Below are 18,252 nucleotides of genomic sequence, written 5' to 3' on the forward strand. Positions count from 1 at the left end.
TTCCGTCATTCTGAGCCGTGCGAAGAATCCAAGGGCGGGCGCGAATCCGCTTGGATCCTTCGCACGGCTCAGGATGACAGGAAAGGAACATGGTGTTCAGGTCGGGGTTCCCACCGGCAGCGCGGCGTGCAGGACGGTTTCGGGCGTGGCGGTGGCGCGGGGAAATTCGGCGGCGACAAGACCCTCGCGCATCACGATGATGCGGTCGGCGATGCCGAGCACCTCGGGCAGTTCGCTGGACACGATCACGACGCTCGTCCCGGCGGCGGCGAGGTCGTGGATGAGGGCGTAAATCTCGCTCTTGGCGCCGATGTCGATGCCGCGCGTGGGCTCGTCGAGCACGACGACACGGACCTTTTCCGAAAGCCAGCGCGCGAGGATGGCCTTCTGCTGGTTGCCGCCGGAGAGCAGGCCGATGAGCGTGTCGGGCGAAGCGGTCCGGACACCGAGCTTGGCGATCTGGGCGGCGGCGTTGGTTTTTTCCCAGACGTGGTCGAGGAAGAGTCCGGCGCGCAGGCGCGAGCGGCGGGCGCTAAGGTTGATGTTCTCGGCCACGGAGCGGATGGCGATGATGCCCTCCTTCTTGCGGTCCTCGGGGCAGAACACGAGGCCGGCGCGGATGGCGGTGCGCGGCGAGCCGCCGCCGAGCGGTTCCCCGTGGATGCGCACCTCGCCGGCAGCCGGCGCCACGGCGCCGCACACCAGGCGCATCAGCTCGGAACGGCCGGCGCCGACGAGACCGAAGAAACCGAGGATTTCCCCGCGTGCCACGCTGAAGGACACGGGCGCCCGGAGTCCGGGGCCGGCGAGGTCGCGGACCTCGAGGCCGCCGGGCGTGTGCGGCCGCGGGCGGTAGTTGAAGACGTTGGTCAGTTCGCGGCCGACCATGCTCTTCACCAGCGAATCGCGGGTGACGTTGGCGAGCGACTCGTGCGTGACGACGTGGCGGCCGTCGCGCAGCACGGTGGCGGCGTCACAGATCGCATAGACCTCGTCCATGCGGTGCGTGACATAGAGGATGGCGGTGCCGCGGTCGCGCAGGTCGCGGATGATCTGGAAGAGGCGCTGCGTTTCCTTCTCGGACAACGAGCTGGTCGGCTCGTCGAAGGCCACGATCTTCGCGCCGCGGCCGAGGGCCTTGGCGATCTCGACCATCTGGCGCTGCGCGAGCGGCAGGCGGCCGAGTTTGGCGTCGGGGGAGATGTCCTCGCCGACGAGCTGGAGCAGGCGCGTGGCCTCGGTGCGGAGGGCGACGCGGTCGAGGAAGGGACCGCGCCGCGGGTAGCGTCCGAGCAGGAGATTCTCGGCCACGGTCATCTCGGCCACGAGGTGCAGCTCCTGGTAGATGACGGCGACGCCGGCCGCGATGGCCTCCGCGGTGGAGCTGAAGACATGCGCCTGTCCGTCGAGGCGCACGCTGCCGCCGGTCGGTTGGTAGGCGCCGCTGAGAATCTTGAGGAGCGTGGACTTGCCCGCGCCGTTCTCGCCCATGAGGGCGTGCACGCTGCCCGCACGGACGCCGAACGACACGTCGTCGAGCGCGCGCACGCCGGGGAACTCCTTGGTGAGAGCGGCGAAGGTGAGAAGATTTCCAGTCGCGGTCATTCTGAACGAAGTGAAGAATCCAAGGCAGCGAATGCGAAGTCAGGAGCGATCACTTGGATTCTTCGCTGCGCTCAGAATGACAGGGTTTGGGTAATTGAAGGGTAATCGCGGCGCGGACGGAGTCCGCGCCCTACTTTCACAGAATCCCCTCGGCCTTGAGCAGCGCCTCGAAATTTTCGCGGGTGATGAGCTGGCCGTCGGTGCGGGTGTCGAGGGGCGGCTGGGTGCCGTCCTTGACCCAGAAGTAGAGCAGCTCGGCGGTGCGGAAGCCCTCGTAGGGGGCCGAGGCGTAGATCGAGCCGTAGAAACCGGTGGGCGCGGGCTTGCGCAGCTCGTCGAGGCAGTCGGTGCCGTTGATGCCGACGCCGATGACGTGGGCGGCCTTGAAGCCGTTGCCCTCGGTGGCGCGGACGGCGCCGAGCGTGGCGGTGTCGTTCATGCCGGCGACGAGCCAGTTCTTGATGCCGGTCTTCTGGGCGAGCAGGGCGTTGGCGGCGTCGAAGCTGCCGGGGATGTCGGTCGTCTTCTGCGGGGCCTTGAAGATGCGGTCGGCGGGGAAGCCGGCTTCCTTCAGAGCGGCGATGATGCCGTCGGTGCGCTCGCGCGCGGTGTCGAGCTCCTCGAAGGTCACGATGCAGGCGGCGGTGTCGGCGGCGGCCCAGTTGCGGCGCTTCATTTCCTCGGCGAGCGTGGCGCCGGACATGCGGCCGATCTTGGTGGCGGACATGCCGAGGTAGGGGACGGACTCGATGAACTTGCCGTCGGCGCCGACGAAACGGTCGTCCACGGTGATGACCTTGAGGTTGTTGGCCTTGGCCTTCGCCACGATGGCGGGCCCGAGGCGGACGTCGGGCGTGCAGATGACGAAGCCCAGCGCGCCGTTGGCCGCGAGGCTGTCAATGGCGGCGAGGGTCTTCTCACCGTCGGGCACGCCGATCTTGATCAGCTCGAAGCCGTGCTGGGCGGCGGCCTTGTCGGCGCCCTTCCACTCATACTGGAACCAAGGCTCCTCGGGCTGTTTCACGAGGAAGCCGAGCTTGATCTTGGCCGGGGCGGCGGGGCCGCCCGCGGAGGCGGACTGTTTGCTGCAGGCGCCGAGGAACAGGGCGGCGCCAACCACGAGGAGGGCGGAGAAAAGACGGGGGAATTTCATAGGGGCAGTTGGGCAAACAGTGAGCCGGAATTCCCCCGTCGCTCCAGACCTTAATCATTCACTTTGGAGAATGACCAAGGTCGGCCAAGAAACGCGTCAGACGCGGAAGCCCTGGGCGAGGTGGTAATAGACCTCGTTGTTGCGGAGGTCCTGCTTGAGCTGAGGGAGCGTCGTGCCGGCGTTGATGTGGACGGTCTCGATGCCGGCGATCGTCGCGAAGTCCTCGAGCATCTCGCTCGTGACAACGTAGCTGTAGCCGGTGTGGTGCGCGCCGCCGGCGTAGATCCACGCGGCGCAGGCGGTCTTGAAGTCGGGTTTGCACTCCCAGACGGCGCGGGCGACGGGGAGCTTCGGGAGCTTGGGTGTCTTGACGGCCTTCACCTCGTTCACGATGAGGCGGTAGCGGTTGCCGAGGTCCACGAGCGAGGCGTTGAGGGCCTCGCCGGCCGGCGCGTCGAACACGAGGCGGACGGGGTCCTCCTTGCCGCCGATGCCAAGCGGATGGACCTCGACGGCGGGCTTGGCGTTGGCGATGGACGGACAGATCTCGAGCATGTGCGCGCCGAGAACCTGGTGGCCCTTGGGGGACATATGGTAGGTGTAGTCCTCCATGAAGGAGGTCTGCTGGCCGCCGGCCATGACCTTCATGGCGCGGACGAGTGCGGCGGTCTTCCAGTCGCCCTCGCCGCCGAAGCCGTAGCCCATGCCCATCAGGCGCTGCGAGGCCATGCCGGGGAGCTGCTTGAGGCCGTGCAGATCCTCGAAGGTGTCGGTGTAGGCCTTGGCGCCGACCTCGCTGAGGAAGGCGCTCATGCCGAGCTCGAGGCGCGCGCTGTAGCGGAGCTCGTCGTGGCGGGCGCCGCCTTTCTTGAGGGCGGGGACGACGGCGTAGAGCTTCTCGTAGTCGGCGCAGAGGGCGGAGATGTCTTTCTCGGAAACGGCGTTCACCTTCGCGACGAGATCGCCGACGCCGTAGGTGTTCACCTCGAAGCCGAAACGGATTTCGGTCGCGACCTTGTCGCCCTCGGTGACGGCGACGTAGCGCATGTTGTCGCCGAAGCGGACGACCTTGGCGCCCTGCCAGTCGTGCCAGGCGTGGGCGGCGTGCATCCAGGCGGCCATGCGATCCTGCACCTCGCTGTCGGACCAGTGGCCGACGACGACCTTGCGGCCGAGGCGGAGGCGCGTGTGGATGAACCCGGCCTCGCGGTCGCCGTGGGCGGCCTGGTTGAGGTTCATGAAGTCCATGTCGATCGTGGACCAGGGTAGGTCGCGATTGAACTGGGTGTGCAGATGGAGGAAGGGCTTCTTGAGCGACGTGAGGCCGCGGATCCACATCTTTGACGGCGAGAACGTGTGCATCCAGAGGACGAGGCCCGCGCAGTTGGCGTCGGCGTTGGCTTCGACGCAGACCTTGGCGATCTGGTCGGCGTCCACGAGCAGGGCCTTGAACTTCAAGGGCAGCGGAAGGCGCTTGGACTTCGCGAGACCGTCCACGACGGCCTGCGCGTTGGCGGCGACCTGCTTGAGCGGGCCGGGGCCGTAGAGGTGCTGCGAACCGCAGACGAACCAGATTTCGGGAGTGGAGAGATGGATGACGGACATGGGAGGAAAAGGGGAGGCTTGAAATTGAGGGTGAGAGGTGGAGGAGAATCTTTCCTCTTTCTCTCGTCCGGCTGGCGCGAGATCTGGCAGCGCTGGGATTGAAGAGAAAGATAAAGAGGAAAGAGAAAGATCAGTGCGCGGATTCCTTGATCATGAGCAGCTCCTTCATGACGCCGCCGAGGTCCGCGGACTTGTTGCGGCCACCGAGGCTGTCGTGGAGCTGGCGATAGAGGACGTAGAGTTCGTGGTAGGTTTTCTGCGCGGCGGGCTTCGGCTTGTAAGCGACCTTCTTGAGGGAGGTCATCTTCTTCTGCGCGGTCGGGAAGTCCGGGTGGGCGCCGGCGAGCACGGCGGCACTGACAGCGGAGCCAAGCGCGCAGGCCTGCGAGGAACCGGCGACGAGCATGGTGCAGCCGGTGATGTCGGCGTAGATCTGCATGAGCAGCGGGTTTTTCTCGGCGATGCCGCCGGCGCAGACGACGCGGTCGATCGGCACACCGTATTCCTTGATGCGCTCGATGATGGCGCGGGCGCCGAAGGCCGTGGCCTCGATGAGCGCGCGGTAGATTTCCGCCTGGGTCGTATAGAGCGTCTGGCCGACGAGCAGGCCGGTGAGGCGCTGGTCCACGAGAATGGTGCGGTTGCCGTTATTCCAGTCGAGGGCGAGGAGGCCGCTCTGGCCGGGCTTCAGCTTCGCGGCCTCGGCCGTGAGCTTGGCGTGCAGCTTCACGTCCTGGAGGACGCCCTCGACGAACCACTTGAAGATGTCGCCCACGGCGCTTTGTCCGGCCTCGATGCCGTAGAAGCCCGGGAGGATCGCGCCCTTGACGATGCCGCAGATACCCGGGATGTCGGGCACGGTCTTGGCGGCGGAGACGACGCCGCAGTCGCAGGTGGAGGTGCCGATGACCTTGACGAGCGTGCCCTCGGCCACGCCGCAGCCGATGGCACCGTAGTGGACGTCGAACTCGCCGATCGCGATCGGGATGCCGGCAGGGAGGCCGAGCTTCTTCGCCCATTCCGGCGAGAGGTGGCCGGCGGATTCGCTGGCGTCGTGGGCCTTCTCGTAGAGGCGGTCGCGCAGGTCGGCCAGTTTCGGGTCGAGCAGGGCCAGGAATTCCTTGTCGGGCAGGCCGCCCCAGTCCTCGGCGTAGAGCGCCTTGTGGCCGGCCGCGCAGACGCCGCGCTTCACGGCCTTGGGGTCGGTGACGCCGGCGAGCTGGGCGGGGACCCAGTCGCAGAGTTCAACCCACGAGTAGGCGGCGGAGAAAACCTTCGGGTCCACCTGGAGGCAGTGCCAGAGCTTGGCCCAGAACCACTCGGAGGAATATGTGTTGCCGCACTTGGCGATGAAATGGGGGCGATGCTGCGCGGCCAGCTCGGTGATCTTCGTGGCTTCGCGCCAGCTGGTGTGGTCCTTCCAGAGCCAGCACTGGGCGTTGAGGTTTTTCGCCCACTTCTTGTCGGCGGCGAGGGCGCGGTTTTGCGCGTCCACCGGGATCGGGCTCGAGCCGGTCGAGTCCACGCCGAGGCCGACGACCTTGTCCGCGCTGAAACCCGGCTGCTTGCGCGCCTGGGCGAGCGCGCCCTTCACGGCCTTCTCAAGGCCAAAGAGGTAATCGGCGGGGTGCTGGCGGGCGACGTTGTGGTCGCGCGGGTCGAGCAGCACGCCCTGATGGCCGGAGGGGTAGTTGACGACGCTGGAGCCGAACTCCTTGCCGTCTTTGCAGCGCACGACGAGCGCGCGGACTGAGTTGGTGCCGTAATCGATGCCGAGAGTAAACATGGGGGTAAGGCGTGACTTCTACGCCGCGGCGTGGGGCCGGTCAACGCGCCGGCAGGCATGACCGTAATGTGTGCTCCCGGGGGTGCCGCCGCGGATTTGCTATAGGTAGAATGCACCGCCAACTTGACGGTTACATGATTTCGGGCGAACACTGCCCCTTCCGCTTTCCGTGATGGCCCGTCCCACTCTCAACGACATCGCCCGCCAGGTCGGCTACTCCAAAAACACCGTGTCGCTTGCGCTGCGCGGTGACCGGCAGATCCCGGAGGAAACCCGCGAGAAGATCCGCAGGGCGGCCGAGAAGCTCGGTTACCAGCCCAACGCCGTCGTCTCGCACCTGATGGCGCAACTGCGCGCCAGCCGCTCGCTGCGGCTGCAGGCCAAGCTCGCGCTGGTGAACGCCAACCGCGATCCGCAGGCCTTCCGTTCGCATCCGACGATCCCGACCTACGTCGAGGGCTGCGAGAGCCGCGCCGCGAAGCTCGGCTACGGCTTCGACCGCTTCTGGCTGCACGACCCCACGCTCAGCGCCCAGCGCTGGCTGCGCATCCTGCACACGCGGGGCATCAAGGGGCTCGTGCTCGTCGGCCTGATGGACACCACGCACCTGCCCGACGAACTCGCACCGGTCTGGGCGCAGCTGCCCACGGTCGTCACGGGCGTGCGCACACGCGACCCGGCGCTGTCCTTCTGCTGCGTGGACCACCACCACCTCGCGCTCAACGCCTTCGAGCGGGCGCTCGCGCTCGGTTACAAGCGCCCCGGCCTCGTGATCGACGACGTGATCGACGCGCTGGTTGAGCGGCGTTTCTCGGCCGGTTACCTGACCGGGCAGCGCATGCTGCTGCCGCGCGCGCAGCATGTGCCGATGTTCACCGAGCAGGCCGGCGCGCAGGCCGAACCCCCGGGCTTCCGCGCGTGGCTGGAGAAACACCGGCCCGACGTCATCTTCACCCTCTACAACAACGTCATCCCCTGGCTGAAAGGCGCCGGCCTGCGCGTGCCCGAGGACATCGGCGTCATCCAACTCGAATGGCGCGCCGGCCGCCCCGAGATCGCCGGCATGAACCAGCACAACTACGTGACCGGCGAGGCGGCCGTGGACATGGTCGTGAGCCAGATCCACAACAACGAGACCGGCGTGCAGGAGTTCCCGCGCGCCACGCTCATCGGCGCGACCTGGGTGGACGGAGCGAGCGTGCGGAAGCAGACGGCGGGGGATAGCGTGGCACCGGCGGCGCCGAAGCGGCGGGCAAAGGCAAAGTAGCCGGCCGGCCGTTCGATCGCGAACCACTGGATTCTTCGCTGCGCTCAGAATGACACGCTTGGGCAATTTACACCCGTTTCTGTCATCCTGAGCGCAGCGAAGGATCCAGGAGTGTTTTGAAGGGCGCTGTTTGCGGCGACCTCGCGCATGAGGTCGGCGCAAGCGCCGACCCTACATAAAATACCACCCGCTTACACCAACTCGCTGAGCTTCTTCGCCTCGGGGCGGAGCGGGACGAGGTCGGTGAGATTCACGGGCAGGTTGCGCTTGATGGACTCCACGCCGGCGATGCCGACGAGAATCGAGGCGGCGCCCTGCTCGTGGCCGGCGAAGCGGCCCCATTCGTCGGTTGCAGCGGCACCGGGCGTATAGAAGGAGCGGTTGAGAATCTCGTCGGCGCCGCCGTGGGCGGCCTTGATGACGGGCATGGGCACGACGTAGCCGGTCTGGAAATGCGGGAAGACCTTGATCCACTCGCCCTCGGCTTCCTGACCGGGGCGGTCGTCCTCGAGTTTGAAGTCCTTGGGCCGGACGGCGCGGTTCATGTGCGAGCCGATGAACTCGTGGTATTCGATGCGGCCGCGGTCGCCGTTGAAGGTCACGCGCATGCCCTCGCGCGGCGAGTAGCAGGTCAGCGAGTAGGTGAGCACCTCGCCGGTGCGGTAGCGGACGTTGAGTGACATCTGGTCGTAGATGTCGATGCCTTCGCGGAACACGTTTTGGTCGCGGATGTAGCCGGAGTCGGCCTCGCCCGCGCGGTAGATCTTCCGGAAGGCCTCGCTTTCGTCGAGGTCGAGGCGGAAGGGGTCGTTTTGGGCGGCGGGCTCGCCGGTGTAGCGCGGGTATTTCGTAAGCGCGCCGTCGCCGCGGGCCTCGGCGTTCTGCTTCCCGTAGAACACGAGGTCGCCGTAGGCGAAGACCTGCGCGGGGATGGCGTCGAGCCACCAGTTGACGAGGTCGAAGTGGTGCGTGCTCTTGTGGACGAGCAGCGTGCCCGACTCGGTGGCAGAGGCGTGCCAGCGGCGGAAGTAGTCGGCGCCGTGGTTGGTATCGAGGAGGTATTCGAGGTTCACCGAGCGGACCCGGCCAATCACGCCGGTGGCGATGAGTTCCTTCACCTTCGTGCGGAACGGCGCCCAGCGGTAGTTGAAGGCCACGCGCACGCTCCGCCCGGTCGCGCGCTGGGCGTCGAGGATCGCGCGGCATTTTCCGGCGTCGATCGTCAGGGGTTTCTCGGTGATGACGTCGCAGCCGGCGTGCAGGGCGCGGATGATGTAGTCGTGGTGCGTGTCGTCCTTGGAGCAGACAAAAACAACGTCGGGCTTCGTCTCGCGCAGCATGGCGTCGAATGACGCGGCCGGGTAGGCCGGCACGGCGTGGTAGCCCCAGTCGCCGGCGAGCAGGCCGTTGTAGTAGGCCATGCGGGCCGGGCTCAGGTCGCAGAGGGCGACGAGTTCGTTGTGGTCGCGGTAGGTCGTGACCAGCGGTTCGACGAAACTGATGGCGCGGCCGCCGGTGCCGACGAAAGCGAAGCGTTTCTTGCTCATGGGAGAGGGGAAGGCGCAGGCTGGGGGAACGGCGGCGACGGCGCAAGCGGCGGTGTCTCGGACCGTGGGAGAATCGGCTATCAAGGCATGGTTGATAAGAATTACACCCCTACGCCCGACTAAAGCCCGCTTGACAAAACAAGAAACTAATAATTATCAATTGCTACACCTACCCCGGAACCCCATGAAAACCTCCCCCTGCCTGACCGCGCGGCGTGCCCTGGCCGCCCTGACCGTGGGCCTCGCGGCCTCCGTGGCCCCTGCCCAGACCGCCTCCACCGCCGACACCCCGGCGCCGGCCGACGACAAGGTCGTCGTGCTCGACACCTTCCAGGTGACCACGACCCGCGACCGCGGTTACCTCGCCGGCAACTCCGTGTCGGCCACCCGCATCGACACGCCGATCAAGGACCTGCCGTTCTCGATCAGCGCCTTCACCGAGCAGTTCATCGAGGACATCGGCGCCCTCGAGCTGCTCGACGTCGTCAACTTCGCCCCCGGTGTGACCAGCGGTGCCAAGGAGTTCACGCAGGGCAACAACCGCTACTCGATCCGCGGCTTCGACGGCGACGTCACGCCACAGCGCAACGGTTTCGTTGGCAACCGCTACGTGGACAGCGGCAACATCGCCCGCGTCGAGGTCGTCAAGGGCCCGGCGTCGCTCCTCTACGGGCAGATCACGCCCGGCGGCACCGTGAACTACATCACCAAGCGCGCAACCGACCGGAACTTCGTGAAGATCAAGACGCAGGTCGGCACCGACGACTTCTTCCGCACCGACCTCGACGTGAACCGCACCTTCGCGGACGGCAAGGTCAGCGCCCGTTTCATCGGCGCCTACGAAAACCTCCTCGCTTGGGCCGACCCCAGCGGCGGCGACGCCCACCTGCTCGCCGGCAGCATCGTGATCAAGCCGGTCGATGCGGTCTCGCTCACGATCGACCTCGAGAGTTACACGAAGAACCAGACCCCGCTCATCGGCATGAAGCCGAACCTTCAGGTCGCGGGCTTCAACTCCGCCACGGCGGCGAATTACCCCGTCCTGACCGATCGCGCCCGGGCCCAGGCCTATATCGACGCCGGCAATCTCAACCTCGGCTTCCTCGGCTTCGCCCCGCTGCCGGCGGATTTCAATTACCCGAGCAACAACGACTATCGCATCTCCTGGTTCGACTCCGCCAACGCCGAGCTGAACGTGCGCCTCGGCGATAACTGGCGCGCCCGCGCCAACGTCGGCTGGAGCAAATTCAGAATCAGCAACAAGCTCACGGGCCTGGCCGAGTTCACCGTCACGCCTGCCGCTGGCTACCTCGCCACGGCCGGCAAGAACCGCTTCACCTTCCGCGACGAGCTCGCCGCCGACCCGCGCGCCGTGCTGACCGACCCGAGCAAGACGGCCAGCGCGCTACTCACCCGCCGCAAGCGTCTCGAGCAGTCCATGGGAGACTCGCGCGCCTACCAGGCGGAGGTCACCGGCCTGATCGAGGCCGGCTCCGTGAAGTTCCGTCCGCTCTTCGGCGCCTACCTGAACAAGATCGGCAGCGGCAGCTTCCGGCGCGAGACCGCCACCACGCCTCCGTCCACCACGCCGAACTCGGCCACCACCGGCCTGCAGCACTTCCAGCCCTGGAACTACAACGACCCGTCCACCTGGGACCGCACCAGCGACTACGACCTCGCGCTCATCCCCAACATCAACTCCTTCAACGACGCGGAGGGCGAGGAGTCGGCCTACTACGCGCTGCTCAACACCTCCCTGCTGGAGGACCGCCTGATTCTGGTCGGCGGCGCCCGCTACAACAAGACTTGGACCGTCAACACCAACTACCTGCGCACCGTCGTGCCCCCGCTTGGCGACCCGGTCGTGGGCGACAAGTTCGAGGCCAGCGAGACCACGCCGCAGTTCGGCGCCGGCTTCAAGGTGCGGCGCGACCTCCTGCTGTTCGCGAGCTACTCGGAGTCGTTCTTCATCGAGGACCGCTCGCTCACCGCGTGGAATCCCGCCTACAACCCGGCGTTGCCCACCAGCTCGACCAACGCCGTCACGGTCACCACGCCCGCCAAGCCGACCACCGGCAGCGGCTACGAGTTCGGCCTCAAGACCGACTTCCTCGAGGGCCGCGTGTCGTCCACGCTCTCGTGGTTCCACCTCGAGCGCAAGGACCGCGTCCTGCGCTTCCGCCAGACCGCGCCCGACGGTTCCTTCCCGACCCTCACGTCGCAGGGCACGGTGGACCAGAGCGAGGGTTTCGAGTTCGAGGTCACCTGGTCGCCGCGCAACAACTGGCAGATCTTCGCCACGCTGAGCCTGATGGACATCAAGACGATCAAGGCCGAGTTCGCCGCCAACCCGGTTTACAGCGGCAGCACCGATGCCGCCGCGCAGGCCGCCTACCTCGCCGCCTACAACGAGGCGAAGGGACTCATCCTCAACGCCGTGCCCGAGGGCTCGGCCGAGACGCTCGCCACGCTCTGGACGCGCTACACCTTCACCGACGGCCCGCTCAAGAACGTCTGGCTCGGCGGCGGTTTCGTGCACACGGGCGACAAGGCCCAGCGCACGGCCAACCCGACGCTCTTCCTCGAGGCCGACACGATCTTCGACGCCACCATCGGCTACGACTGGAAGGCCGCCGGCGCCAGCTGGAGCGCCACCCTCGCGTGGAAGAACATCGCCGACACCGAATACTTCAACGCCAACCAGTCCCGCGGCAACCCCGGCCGCGTGATGCTCTCGCTCAGCTCGAAGTTCTGAGCGGGCGGAGTGGGCAGGGCACCACGAAAGACACGAAACACACGAAAGGACGAACCACCGAACCGACCACGGATTTCACGGATGCCACGGATTGATCACGGCTCCCGGCCTCGTGCATCCGTGTTCATCAGTGTAATCCGTGGCACCAAAGTATTTCTCCGTGCCTTCGTGGTCTAGGTATTCGAACCACCTTTAAGGTAGCAGCTTTAGTCGCTCCAAAAACGCCTTCGACCGCGCGGAGATGGTGGCGCGTTGCTCTGGGGTGTTCAGGTTGTGGGCGCCGCCGGGGAGGGTGACGAGTTCGCTGTCGTTGCCGGTGGCGCGTAGCTTCTCGAGGAGCGCGACGGAATACTTGTAGGGCACGGTGGGGTCGGCGTCGCCGTGGAAGAGCAGGGTCGGCGGCATTTTGGCGTCGAGGTGCTGGGCCGGGGACAGGTCGGCGCCGTGGCCGGCGAAGCGGTTGGCGCGCTGGCCGGTTACTTCGGAGGTGTCGCTGGCGGCGCTGAGGAGGATGAGCGCGGCGGGTTTGTGCAGGGGCGCTTTGGCCGGGTCGCTCCCCCAGGGCGACGCCGTGATGCCGGTCCAGAGGGCGAGGTGGCCGCCGGCGGAGGATCCGCTGACGATGACGCGCGCGGGATCAATGCCGAGTTCAGCGGCGTGGGTCTGCACCCAGTGGAGCGCGGCGCGGGCGTCGGCGACGCAGGCCGAGGCGTCGGTGCCGTGGCGGTTCTTCACGCGGTAGTCCACGGCGATGCCGACGAGGCCGAGCTTGGCGGCGTTGCGGCCGTAGCCGGCGGATTGCAGCGGCGTGCCGTTGAGGAAGCCGCCGCCGAAGAAATGAATCCACGCGGGACGCTGGTCTGCGGCGGACCAATCCTTCGGTTTGAATACATGCAGCCGCATTGGCTCGGGCGGCAGGTCGCTGTAGATGAAGGTCTCGGCACCCGGCAGAGTGAGCGGAGTCTCGACCTTCAGCGGACCATCGGCCTCGTCAGCCGGCTGGGCGGCGAGCGAAATCGTGAGAGAGAGAACGAGGAGCAGAGAACGCAGGAGCATGGGGGAGGCGCTTTTGAATCGAAATTATTCAGAGAGGATTACGACAAAAAGCACAGAAACGAACCCGAGCCGGTTTAACCACTCATCCACACTGATTGGTCACTAATCCGAACCCTCTGAATGAGTGAGGTCTTAGTGTTCATTAGTGGTTAGAAATCCTAACTTCCACTTTTGTGTTCTTCGTGGCTTTTGTGGCCAATCCTTCCGAAATCAGGGTTTGGCTGTTGCGGCTTCGGCGAGGAGGTCGTCGAGGAAGCCGGGTTCGAGTTTCTCCTTCTGTGAGGTGGGCCACTTTTCGGGGGCGGCGTTGTAGGGGCGGAGGAATTCCAACGCTTGGCGCAGGCTCGCGCCGTTGGGGGCGGTGTAGTTCCAAAGGTCGAAACCCAGCCCGCGGGCGGCCCGGGCGGTGGCGGCGTAGGCTTCGAGGTTGAAGCGGCTGTAACCGAGGCCGTCCACGCGACGGATTTCCTCGGGCTGGCTGCCGTCGGGGCGGATGTGCTCCGCGATGCGGTCGCGGGCCTCGGCACTGAGTTCGCGGGCAACCTCGTCGCGGCCGGCGTAACGGGCGACCGGAATCGCGTGGGCGTAATACCAGGTCGCGTGGTTGTTCTTGGCTGCGCGCTCGGCGACGGCGTTGGGCGCCTTGAGCAGCCAGTCGAGGTAACGGGCGAACCACGCGCGGAGGGCGGCGTGTTCGTCGGCACTCAGGGCGGGGGAGTCCTCGAGCAGGCGCAGGGCGTCGATGACCCCGGCAAAGTCGCGGGTGTCGAGCACGCCGGCGGGGTTGCCGCGGTTGCTTTTGTGGCCGAGGCGCACCTGCGCGTAGTCGAGGTTCGGGTTCATGCGCGTGGCCGGGTCGAGATACCAGGCGCGCAGCCACTCCCCCGCGCGGCGCGCGGCGGCTTCGTCGCGATGCAGATGCCACGCGGCGGCGAGGCGCGTGACGGCATGGGCGAAGGTGTTGATGCGCGAGCGGTCGCCCTTGGCGACCTGGTCGCGGTTGTGCTCGCCGTCGCGTTGGACGAAGGGCAGGCCGTCGGGCTTTGCCGGGTCCGGCCAATAATAGCGGGCGTAGCTGATGTAGTCGTGCGGGTCGCCGCCGGGCAGGGACTCGCCATCCACGACCGTGGTGATCGGCACCGTGAGCGCGGCGGGCGCGTTTTTTGCCAGGTCGGCGAGTTCAGCGGAGGTGACCAGCCAGGGCTCCGCGGCGGGGAGGCGGGCGGCGACAAGCGCGAGCAGAAGCAGACCGAAGGTGCGGTGAGGTGCGGGAAGGGCGCCGTGATCCAAATAATTCCCCGAACCACACACCCCGCCCTGCGGGCACCCCTCTTGATAGAGGGGATCTTCGCGGCGTGGGCTTGAATCCCCTCTGGAGAGGGGTGGCGCAAAGCGACGGGGTGTGGAGTCGCTTGGTGACATGGATTCAGCGAACTTGGATCGAATCATCGGTGAGTTTCAGGCGGATCGAGGTGCCGGCGTGGGTGATGGCGAGTTCGCCGTCGGGCGTGAGGGTGGCGTCCACGAAGGCCAGGCGCACGGCGGCGCCGTCCGGGGTGACGGTGCGGTGGGGGAAGAGCACCGCATACACCGTGAACGACGCGGCGGGCGTCGCGCTTTCGACGGTGAGGTGGGAGTGATCTTTCCACTGGCCGGTAACATAGTCGCCGCCCACTTCGCCGCTCACGTAGCGGGCGTCAACAGGCACGGGGAAGTGATCCTTAACCTGCGCCTGCCAGGTCACGCCGGGGGCGATGAGTTTCACCTGCAGCGCGGCACGGCCGAGGTCGCCCTCGAGGAGGGCGCGGTCGTCGCCGAGCCAGCCAATGGTCTTGGTGGAGTGCAGCAACCACGAGAGCTTGCCCGGCGTCGTGAGCTCCACGCGGTCGCGCAGGACCACGTAATGCTTATCAATGAACACGAGGTCGCGGGTCACGCGTTTGACGCGGCCCTTGGGTTGGAGCGTGGCGTAGGCCTTGGTGGCGTCGCCGGTGGCGAGCACGTAGCGGTCGCCAACCTCGAAGCGCGTGATCTGTCCCGTCGCGGCCTTGCTCTGGGCCTTCTGGCCGAGGCCGTCGATGAGCAGCGCGTTTTTCGAAATCGTCTGACGCGTCCACTCGCGGTGGTGCGGGGAGTTGTGGAACTCGCGGTAGGCGGAGTTGATCGCGAGGTTTTCGCCGTAGGCGTTCAGGATGAAGGCCAGCTGGTCGGCGTGGCTGTGGCTGAAAGAGCCGAAGGGCGACGCCTTGAACGTGACGTGGATATCCTCGGCCGGCGCACCGAGCGCGCTGTGCAGCGACACCCAGCCCACGTCGGCGAAGTGGCGCTGCGGCGGCAAGTCGCTGAGCGGCCGCGCGGCCGGCATGGGCCGCCCCGAGGCGAGGAAGTTGCGCACGAGAAACTCCGCGGCGACCGGGTAGGTGCGGTTGAGGCCGGCGAGACCCTTTTCCACCGGGCGTGTGCGCTGGTCGGTGCAGAGCGCGGCGTAACTGCGGAGGAAACCGTTCTGCTGCACGCGGGCGAGGTGTTCCATGTAGTCGGCGACGACGGGTTCGAGGTTGAAGCGACCGGCGTTGGACGCGTCGCCGAAGGTCGTGTGCAGGTAGGGCTGGACGTTGTAGAGCGCGAAGAGCGGCGAGTTTCTCCAGAACGGGTCCGCGTAGGCGGAGGGATCGCCAATGGCGAGCAAGGCGTCCTGAAAAGCGGCATGCTCGAAGGTGCCGCGCCAGTAGGCGTTGCCCTCGGCCCAGCCGCCGTCGTCGCCGCCGAAGGGAGGGAACTGGTCGCGGTAGAACTTATAAGCGTAGGCCCACCACGCGCGCGCCTCGGGCAGGTCGTCCCAGAGCGCCAGTCCCGCCAGCCCGGTCATCGGCATGAAGCGCACCGGGTGTGACGACAGGTCGGCGGCGATGGAGGTGCGCGTGATCTGCGAGATGCTGCCTTCCTCCTCGATCCACCGCGCGGAGCGGGTGCCGCGCTCGCGGAAGTGCGCGAGGATGCGCTGCTTTTCCTCAGCTGTGAGCTGCGCGCGCAGCTGGTCGTAAATCAGCGGGAGTTTGCGCCAGAGACGGAAGTGGGCCTCGTCGTTGTAGTAGATGTCGGTGGCGCCGGGGACGTCGCCGGACTTCCAGTCGGGGGCGAAGCGCCAGCCGGAGAGGCCGAGGAGCAGTTCCTTCGCCTTGGCGAGGTAACGCTCCTCCCCGGTCACGATCCAGCAGAGCGTAGCAGCCTCGGCGACGCCGGTGGCGCGGCCACAAAGGTCCTGCACGGCGCGCCAGCGGGTGGTCTTGTCGGTGTCGCGCTTGGACGGCGTGGGGTCGCCGTAGGTGACGGGATCGGCCGGCAGCGGCCAGGCCAGCCAGTCGCGGTCGAGGTCGGCCTTAAGCTTGGCAAAGGCCGCCGCGCCCTCGCCGGTGGTGCAGTAGGCGCGGAACGCCTCGTGCTGGCCGGCGATGATCCCGGTGCGCGGGGCGGTCGCCGGGACGACCGCGGCGGAATCGATAGCGGCCTGGGCATATAGGCCCCATAGGGCGTATACGGCCCACAGGCCCCATGAAAAAGCAAGGTGACGGGCTGAGCGCATATTAGGTAAAAGCCGGCAACGACCAGTGACGCACGATCCACCCTCCCAGTTTCGGATGGGCGAGGGTCCACTCGCCCGCCGCGGCGGTCACAATCACCCAGGCATCACCCTCGGTGCGGTCGGAGCCGCTCCAGCTGAGCGCGACCAGCACGCCCGCGCCCGAGTGGCGGGGCGTGGTAAAGACGGGCGTCACATGATACGGCGCGGCGACGTGGCGGCGCTCGGTGGCGTCGTCGAGCCGCTGGTCCCAGTCGGGCGTGGCGGTGCCAGCGAGGAGTTGCAGGACGGTGCCGCGATTGTCGGGCGAGAAGAAGGCGAGCGTGGAGCCGGTGCTTCCGGCTGGATTTAAGCCCGCGCGGAGCGCGGGCTCCACCTGGGTGAGCGGCAGGGCGAAACCGCCGAGACGGAGCACCACGGGTTGGCGGGCCTCGTAGCAGTGGACGTGCAGCAGCCAGCCGGCGCGCCAGAAGACGAAGGTCTCGACGCTGGTGTTCACCTGGCCCGTCTTGAAACCCATGTTCCAGGAATAGCCGAGGTGGTCGGCGTCCAGCTCGACCGCGACGGTTGAGTGGCGTCCGAAAACGCGGTCGTCGTCGAGCTGCTGCGTGAGCGCGCTGTCGCAGGAGACGTTCGAGATTTCCGGGAAGGCGTAGGTGAAGTGGACGCCGGTGCGGTAGCTGAGCTTGCTCCATTTCCACGCGCCGTAGCGGAGCTGGGTGTTGCCGACCATGGAGCCGGCGTTGAGGATCTCGACCTCGCCATCCGGCGTGCTGCGGGTGACGAGGCCCGGCGCGGGCATCACGCGCACAAAGCCGCGCTCCGCCGGCAGCGGTTGCTCGGGTTCCGTCCAGAACGCATGCTCCGGCGGCAGCAGGAGCGGGGTGAAACCCTTGGCCGCCCAGTAGGGCGAGGCCGGCGCGGAGTAGGGTTCGATGATTTTCGGAAAAACGTCGGTGAAACCCGAGGCGAGCGCGCCTTGGGCCGTGTAGATCGGCCGCGCGAGGAAGAAGTCGAGGTTGCGCGTGCAGAGCCGGCGCAGCAGCCCGGGCGCGAGATCGGTGCAGTTTTCCGCGAGCGCGAGGCCGAAGACGTTGAGGCCGTTGAACCGGTAGGTGATGGAGCGGCCGAAGGCCGGGTGCTCGCCGCTGGCGGCGAAGAAGTGCGCGTAGTCGGCGACGAAGAGCCGCGCCCAGTCGCGCCAGCGTTGGGCGCGTTTCGCGTCGGTTGCTCCGTGGAGGTGGGCCCACATCAGGCCGTAGAAGTGGAAGGCGTAGGCGTTGTAGTGGTCGTAGGCCTGGTTGATGCCGTCCTCGAACCAGCCGCCGCCGCGGTGCATCGTCTCAAGCTGGTTGAGATGCGCCGTGACGACGGCGGCGTCGGTGCGGTGCGCGGCGCCCAGGGTGCGCAGGAATTCCAGGATGTGCACCGACATGAACAGGTGGTTGTTGTTGACGATGCCGCCGCCGCGGCAGGTCGCGAACCAGCGCACCACCTGCGCCTTGGTCGCGGCGGGCAATGGCTCCCACAGGTCGCGCGGAGCGAGTTGCAGCCCGATGGCCATGAGGCCCATCTCGACGTGGTGCTGGTGGTAGCTGGCGTCGGGGCCCCAGTAATGCGGCGAAGTGGGATCGGTGCCGAGGGCGAGACCGGCGCGGAACCACGCGGCGGTTTTCTCGCGCAGCGCGGCGTCCTCGGGCCGCGGGACCGATTGCAGCCAGAAGGCGGCGAGCACGAGCGGGCGGGCGAAGGATTCCAGCCGGTCCGCCTGCGCGTCGTGGTCGGACGGCGCGCCCGCGATCGGCAGGTCCGCGCGACCGGGTTGCATCAGCGCAGCGAGCGGCTCGAGCAGCCGGCGAGCGGCGTCCTGCCAATGACGGTATGATGCAGGCAGCATG

General features: G+C 67.1%; 11 protein-coding genes. 2 read left to right on the top strand and 9 right to left on the bottom strand.

The window, feature by feature from the left end; translation table 11 throughout:
- Window positions 1-96: 96 nt before the first annotated feature.
- The 4 genes from araG to ESB00_RS01105 all read right to left on the bottom strand — a co-directional run bounded on the left by araG (window position 97) and on the right by ESB00_RS01105 (window position 6,149).
- Complete coding sequence (gene araG / locus ESB00_RS01090) at window positions 97-1,605, bottom strand: L-arabinose ABC transporter ATP-binding protein AraG (protein ID WP_129045889.1); 1,509 nt, start codon at window positions 1,603-1,605, stop codon at window positions 97-99.
- A gap of 136 nt (window positions 1,606-1,741) precedes the next feature.
- Window positions 1,742-2,758 (bottom strand): arabinose ABC transporter substrate-binding protein, encoded by a 1,017-nt coding sequence (locus tag ESB00_RS01095; RefSeq protein ID WP_129045890.1) that lies wholly within the window; start codon window positions 2,756-2,758, stop codon window positions 1,742-1,744.
- Window positions 2,759-2,854: 96 nt separating this feature from the next.
- A complete protein-coding gene (gene araA / locus ESB00_RS01100; protein WP_129045891.1) occupies window positions 2,855-4,363 on the bottom strand; it encodes an L-arabinose isomerase in 1,509 nt (502 codons plus the stop codon).
- A 130-nt stretch (window positions 4,364-4,493) separates the two neighbouring features.
- Entirely contained in the window at window positions 4,494-6,149 is a 1,656-nt protein-coding gene (locus ESB00_RS01105) for a ribulokinase (RefSeq protein ID WP_129045892.1), read from the bottom strand.
- A gap of 172 nt (window positions 6,150-6,321) precedes the next feature.
- On the opposite strand from ESB00_RS01105, the gene ESB00_RS01110 reads away from it, so the two are divergent.
- A complete protein-coding gene (locus ESB00_RS01110) occupies window positions 6,322-7,416 on the top strand; it encodes a LacI family DNA-binding transcriptional regulator (protein ID WP_129045893.1) in 1,095 nt (364 codons plus the stop codon).
- A 191-nt stretch (window positions 7,417-7,607) separates the two neighbouring features.
- Here the strand turns inward: ESB00_RS01110 and ESB00_RS01115 are convergent, their stop codons facing one another.
- Window positions 7,608-8,963, bottom strand: a complete 1,356-nt coding sequence (locus ESB00_RS01115) for a Gfo/Idh/MocA family oxidoreductase (protein ID WP_129045894.1) — start codon at window positions 8,961-8,963, stop codon at window positions 7,608-7,610.
- A 184-nt stretch (window positions 8,964-9,147) separates the two neighbouring features.
- Here ESB00_RS01115 and ESB00_RS01120 point away from each other — a divergent pair, with 184 nt between their 5' ends.
- Window positions 9,148-11,718, top strand: coding sequence for a TonB-dependent siderophore receptor (locus ESB00_RS01120; RefSeq protein WP_164975970.1), 2,571 nt, complete (start codon window positions 9,148-9,150; stop codon window positions 11,716-11,718).
- Between the two features lie 192 nt (window positions 11,719-11,910).
- On the opposite strand, the gene ESB00_RS01125 is transcribed toward ESB00_RS01120, so the two are convergent.
- The 4 genes from ESB00_RS01125 to ESB00_RS01140 form a co-directional block, all read right to left on the bottom strand.
- Window positions 11,911-12,774 carry an alpha/beta hydrolase gene (locus ESB00_RS01125; protein WP_129045896.1) on the bottom strand — a complete coding sequence of 288 codons (864 nt, stop codon included), beginning with the start codon at window positions 12,772-12,774 and terminating at the stop codon, window positions 11,911-11,913.
- A gap of 210 nt (window positions 12,775-12,984) precedes the next feature.
- Window positions 12,985-14,064, bottom strand: coding sequence for an alginate lyase family protein (locus tag ESB00_RS01130; protein WP_164975971.1), 1,080 nt, complete (start codon window positions 14,062-14,064; stop codon window positions 12,985-12,987).
- Between the two features lie 136 nt (window positions 14,065-14,200).
- The gene (locus ESB00_RS01135; RefSeq protein WP_129045898.1) at window positions 14,201-16,357 is read right to left on the bottom strand and encodes a heparinase II/III domain-containing protein; all 2,157 of its coding nucleotides are present in this window, start codon (window positions 16,355-16,357) and stop codon (window positions 14,201-14,203) included.
- 1 nt (window position 16,358) lies between these two features.
- Window positions 16,359-18,251, bottom strand: a complete 1,893-nt coding sequence (locus tag ESB00_RS01140) for a DUF2264 domain-containing protein (protein ID WP_129045899.1) — start codon at window positions 18,249-18,251, stop codon at window positions 16,359-16,361.
- Window position 18,252: the final 1 nt, after the last annotated feature.

It is taken from the genome of Oleiharenicola lentus (genome assembly GCF_004118375.1).
In the GTDB taxonomy this organism is placed as follows: domain Bacteria; phylum Verrucomicrobiota; class Verrucomicrobiia; order Opitutales; family Opitutaceae; genus Lacunisphaera; species Lacunisphaera lenta.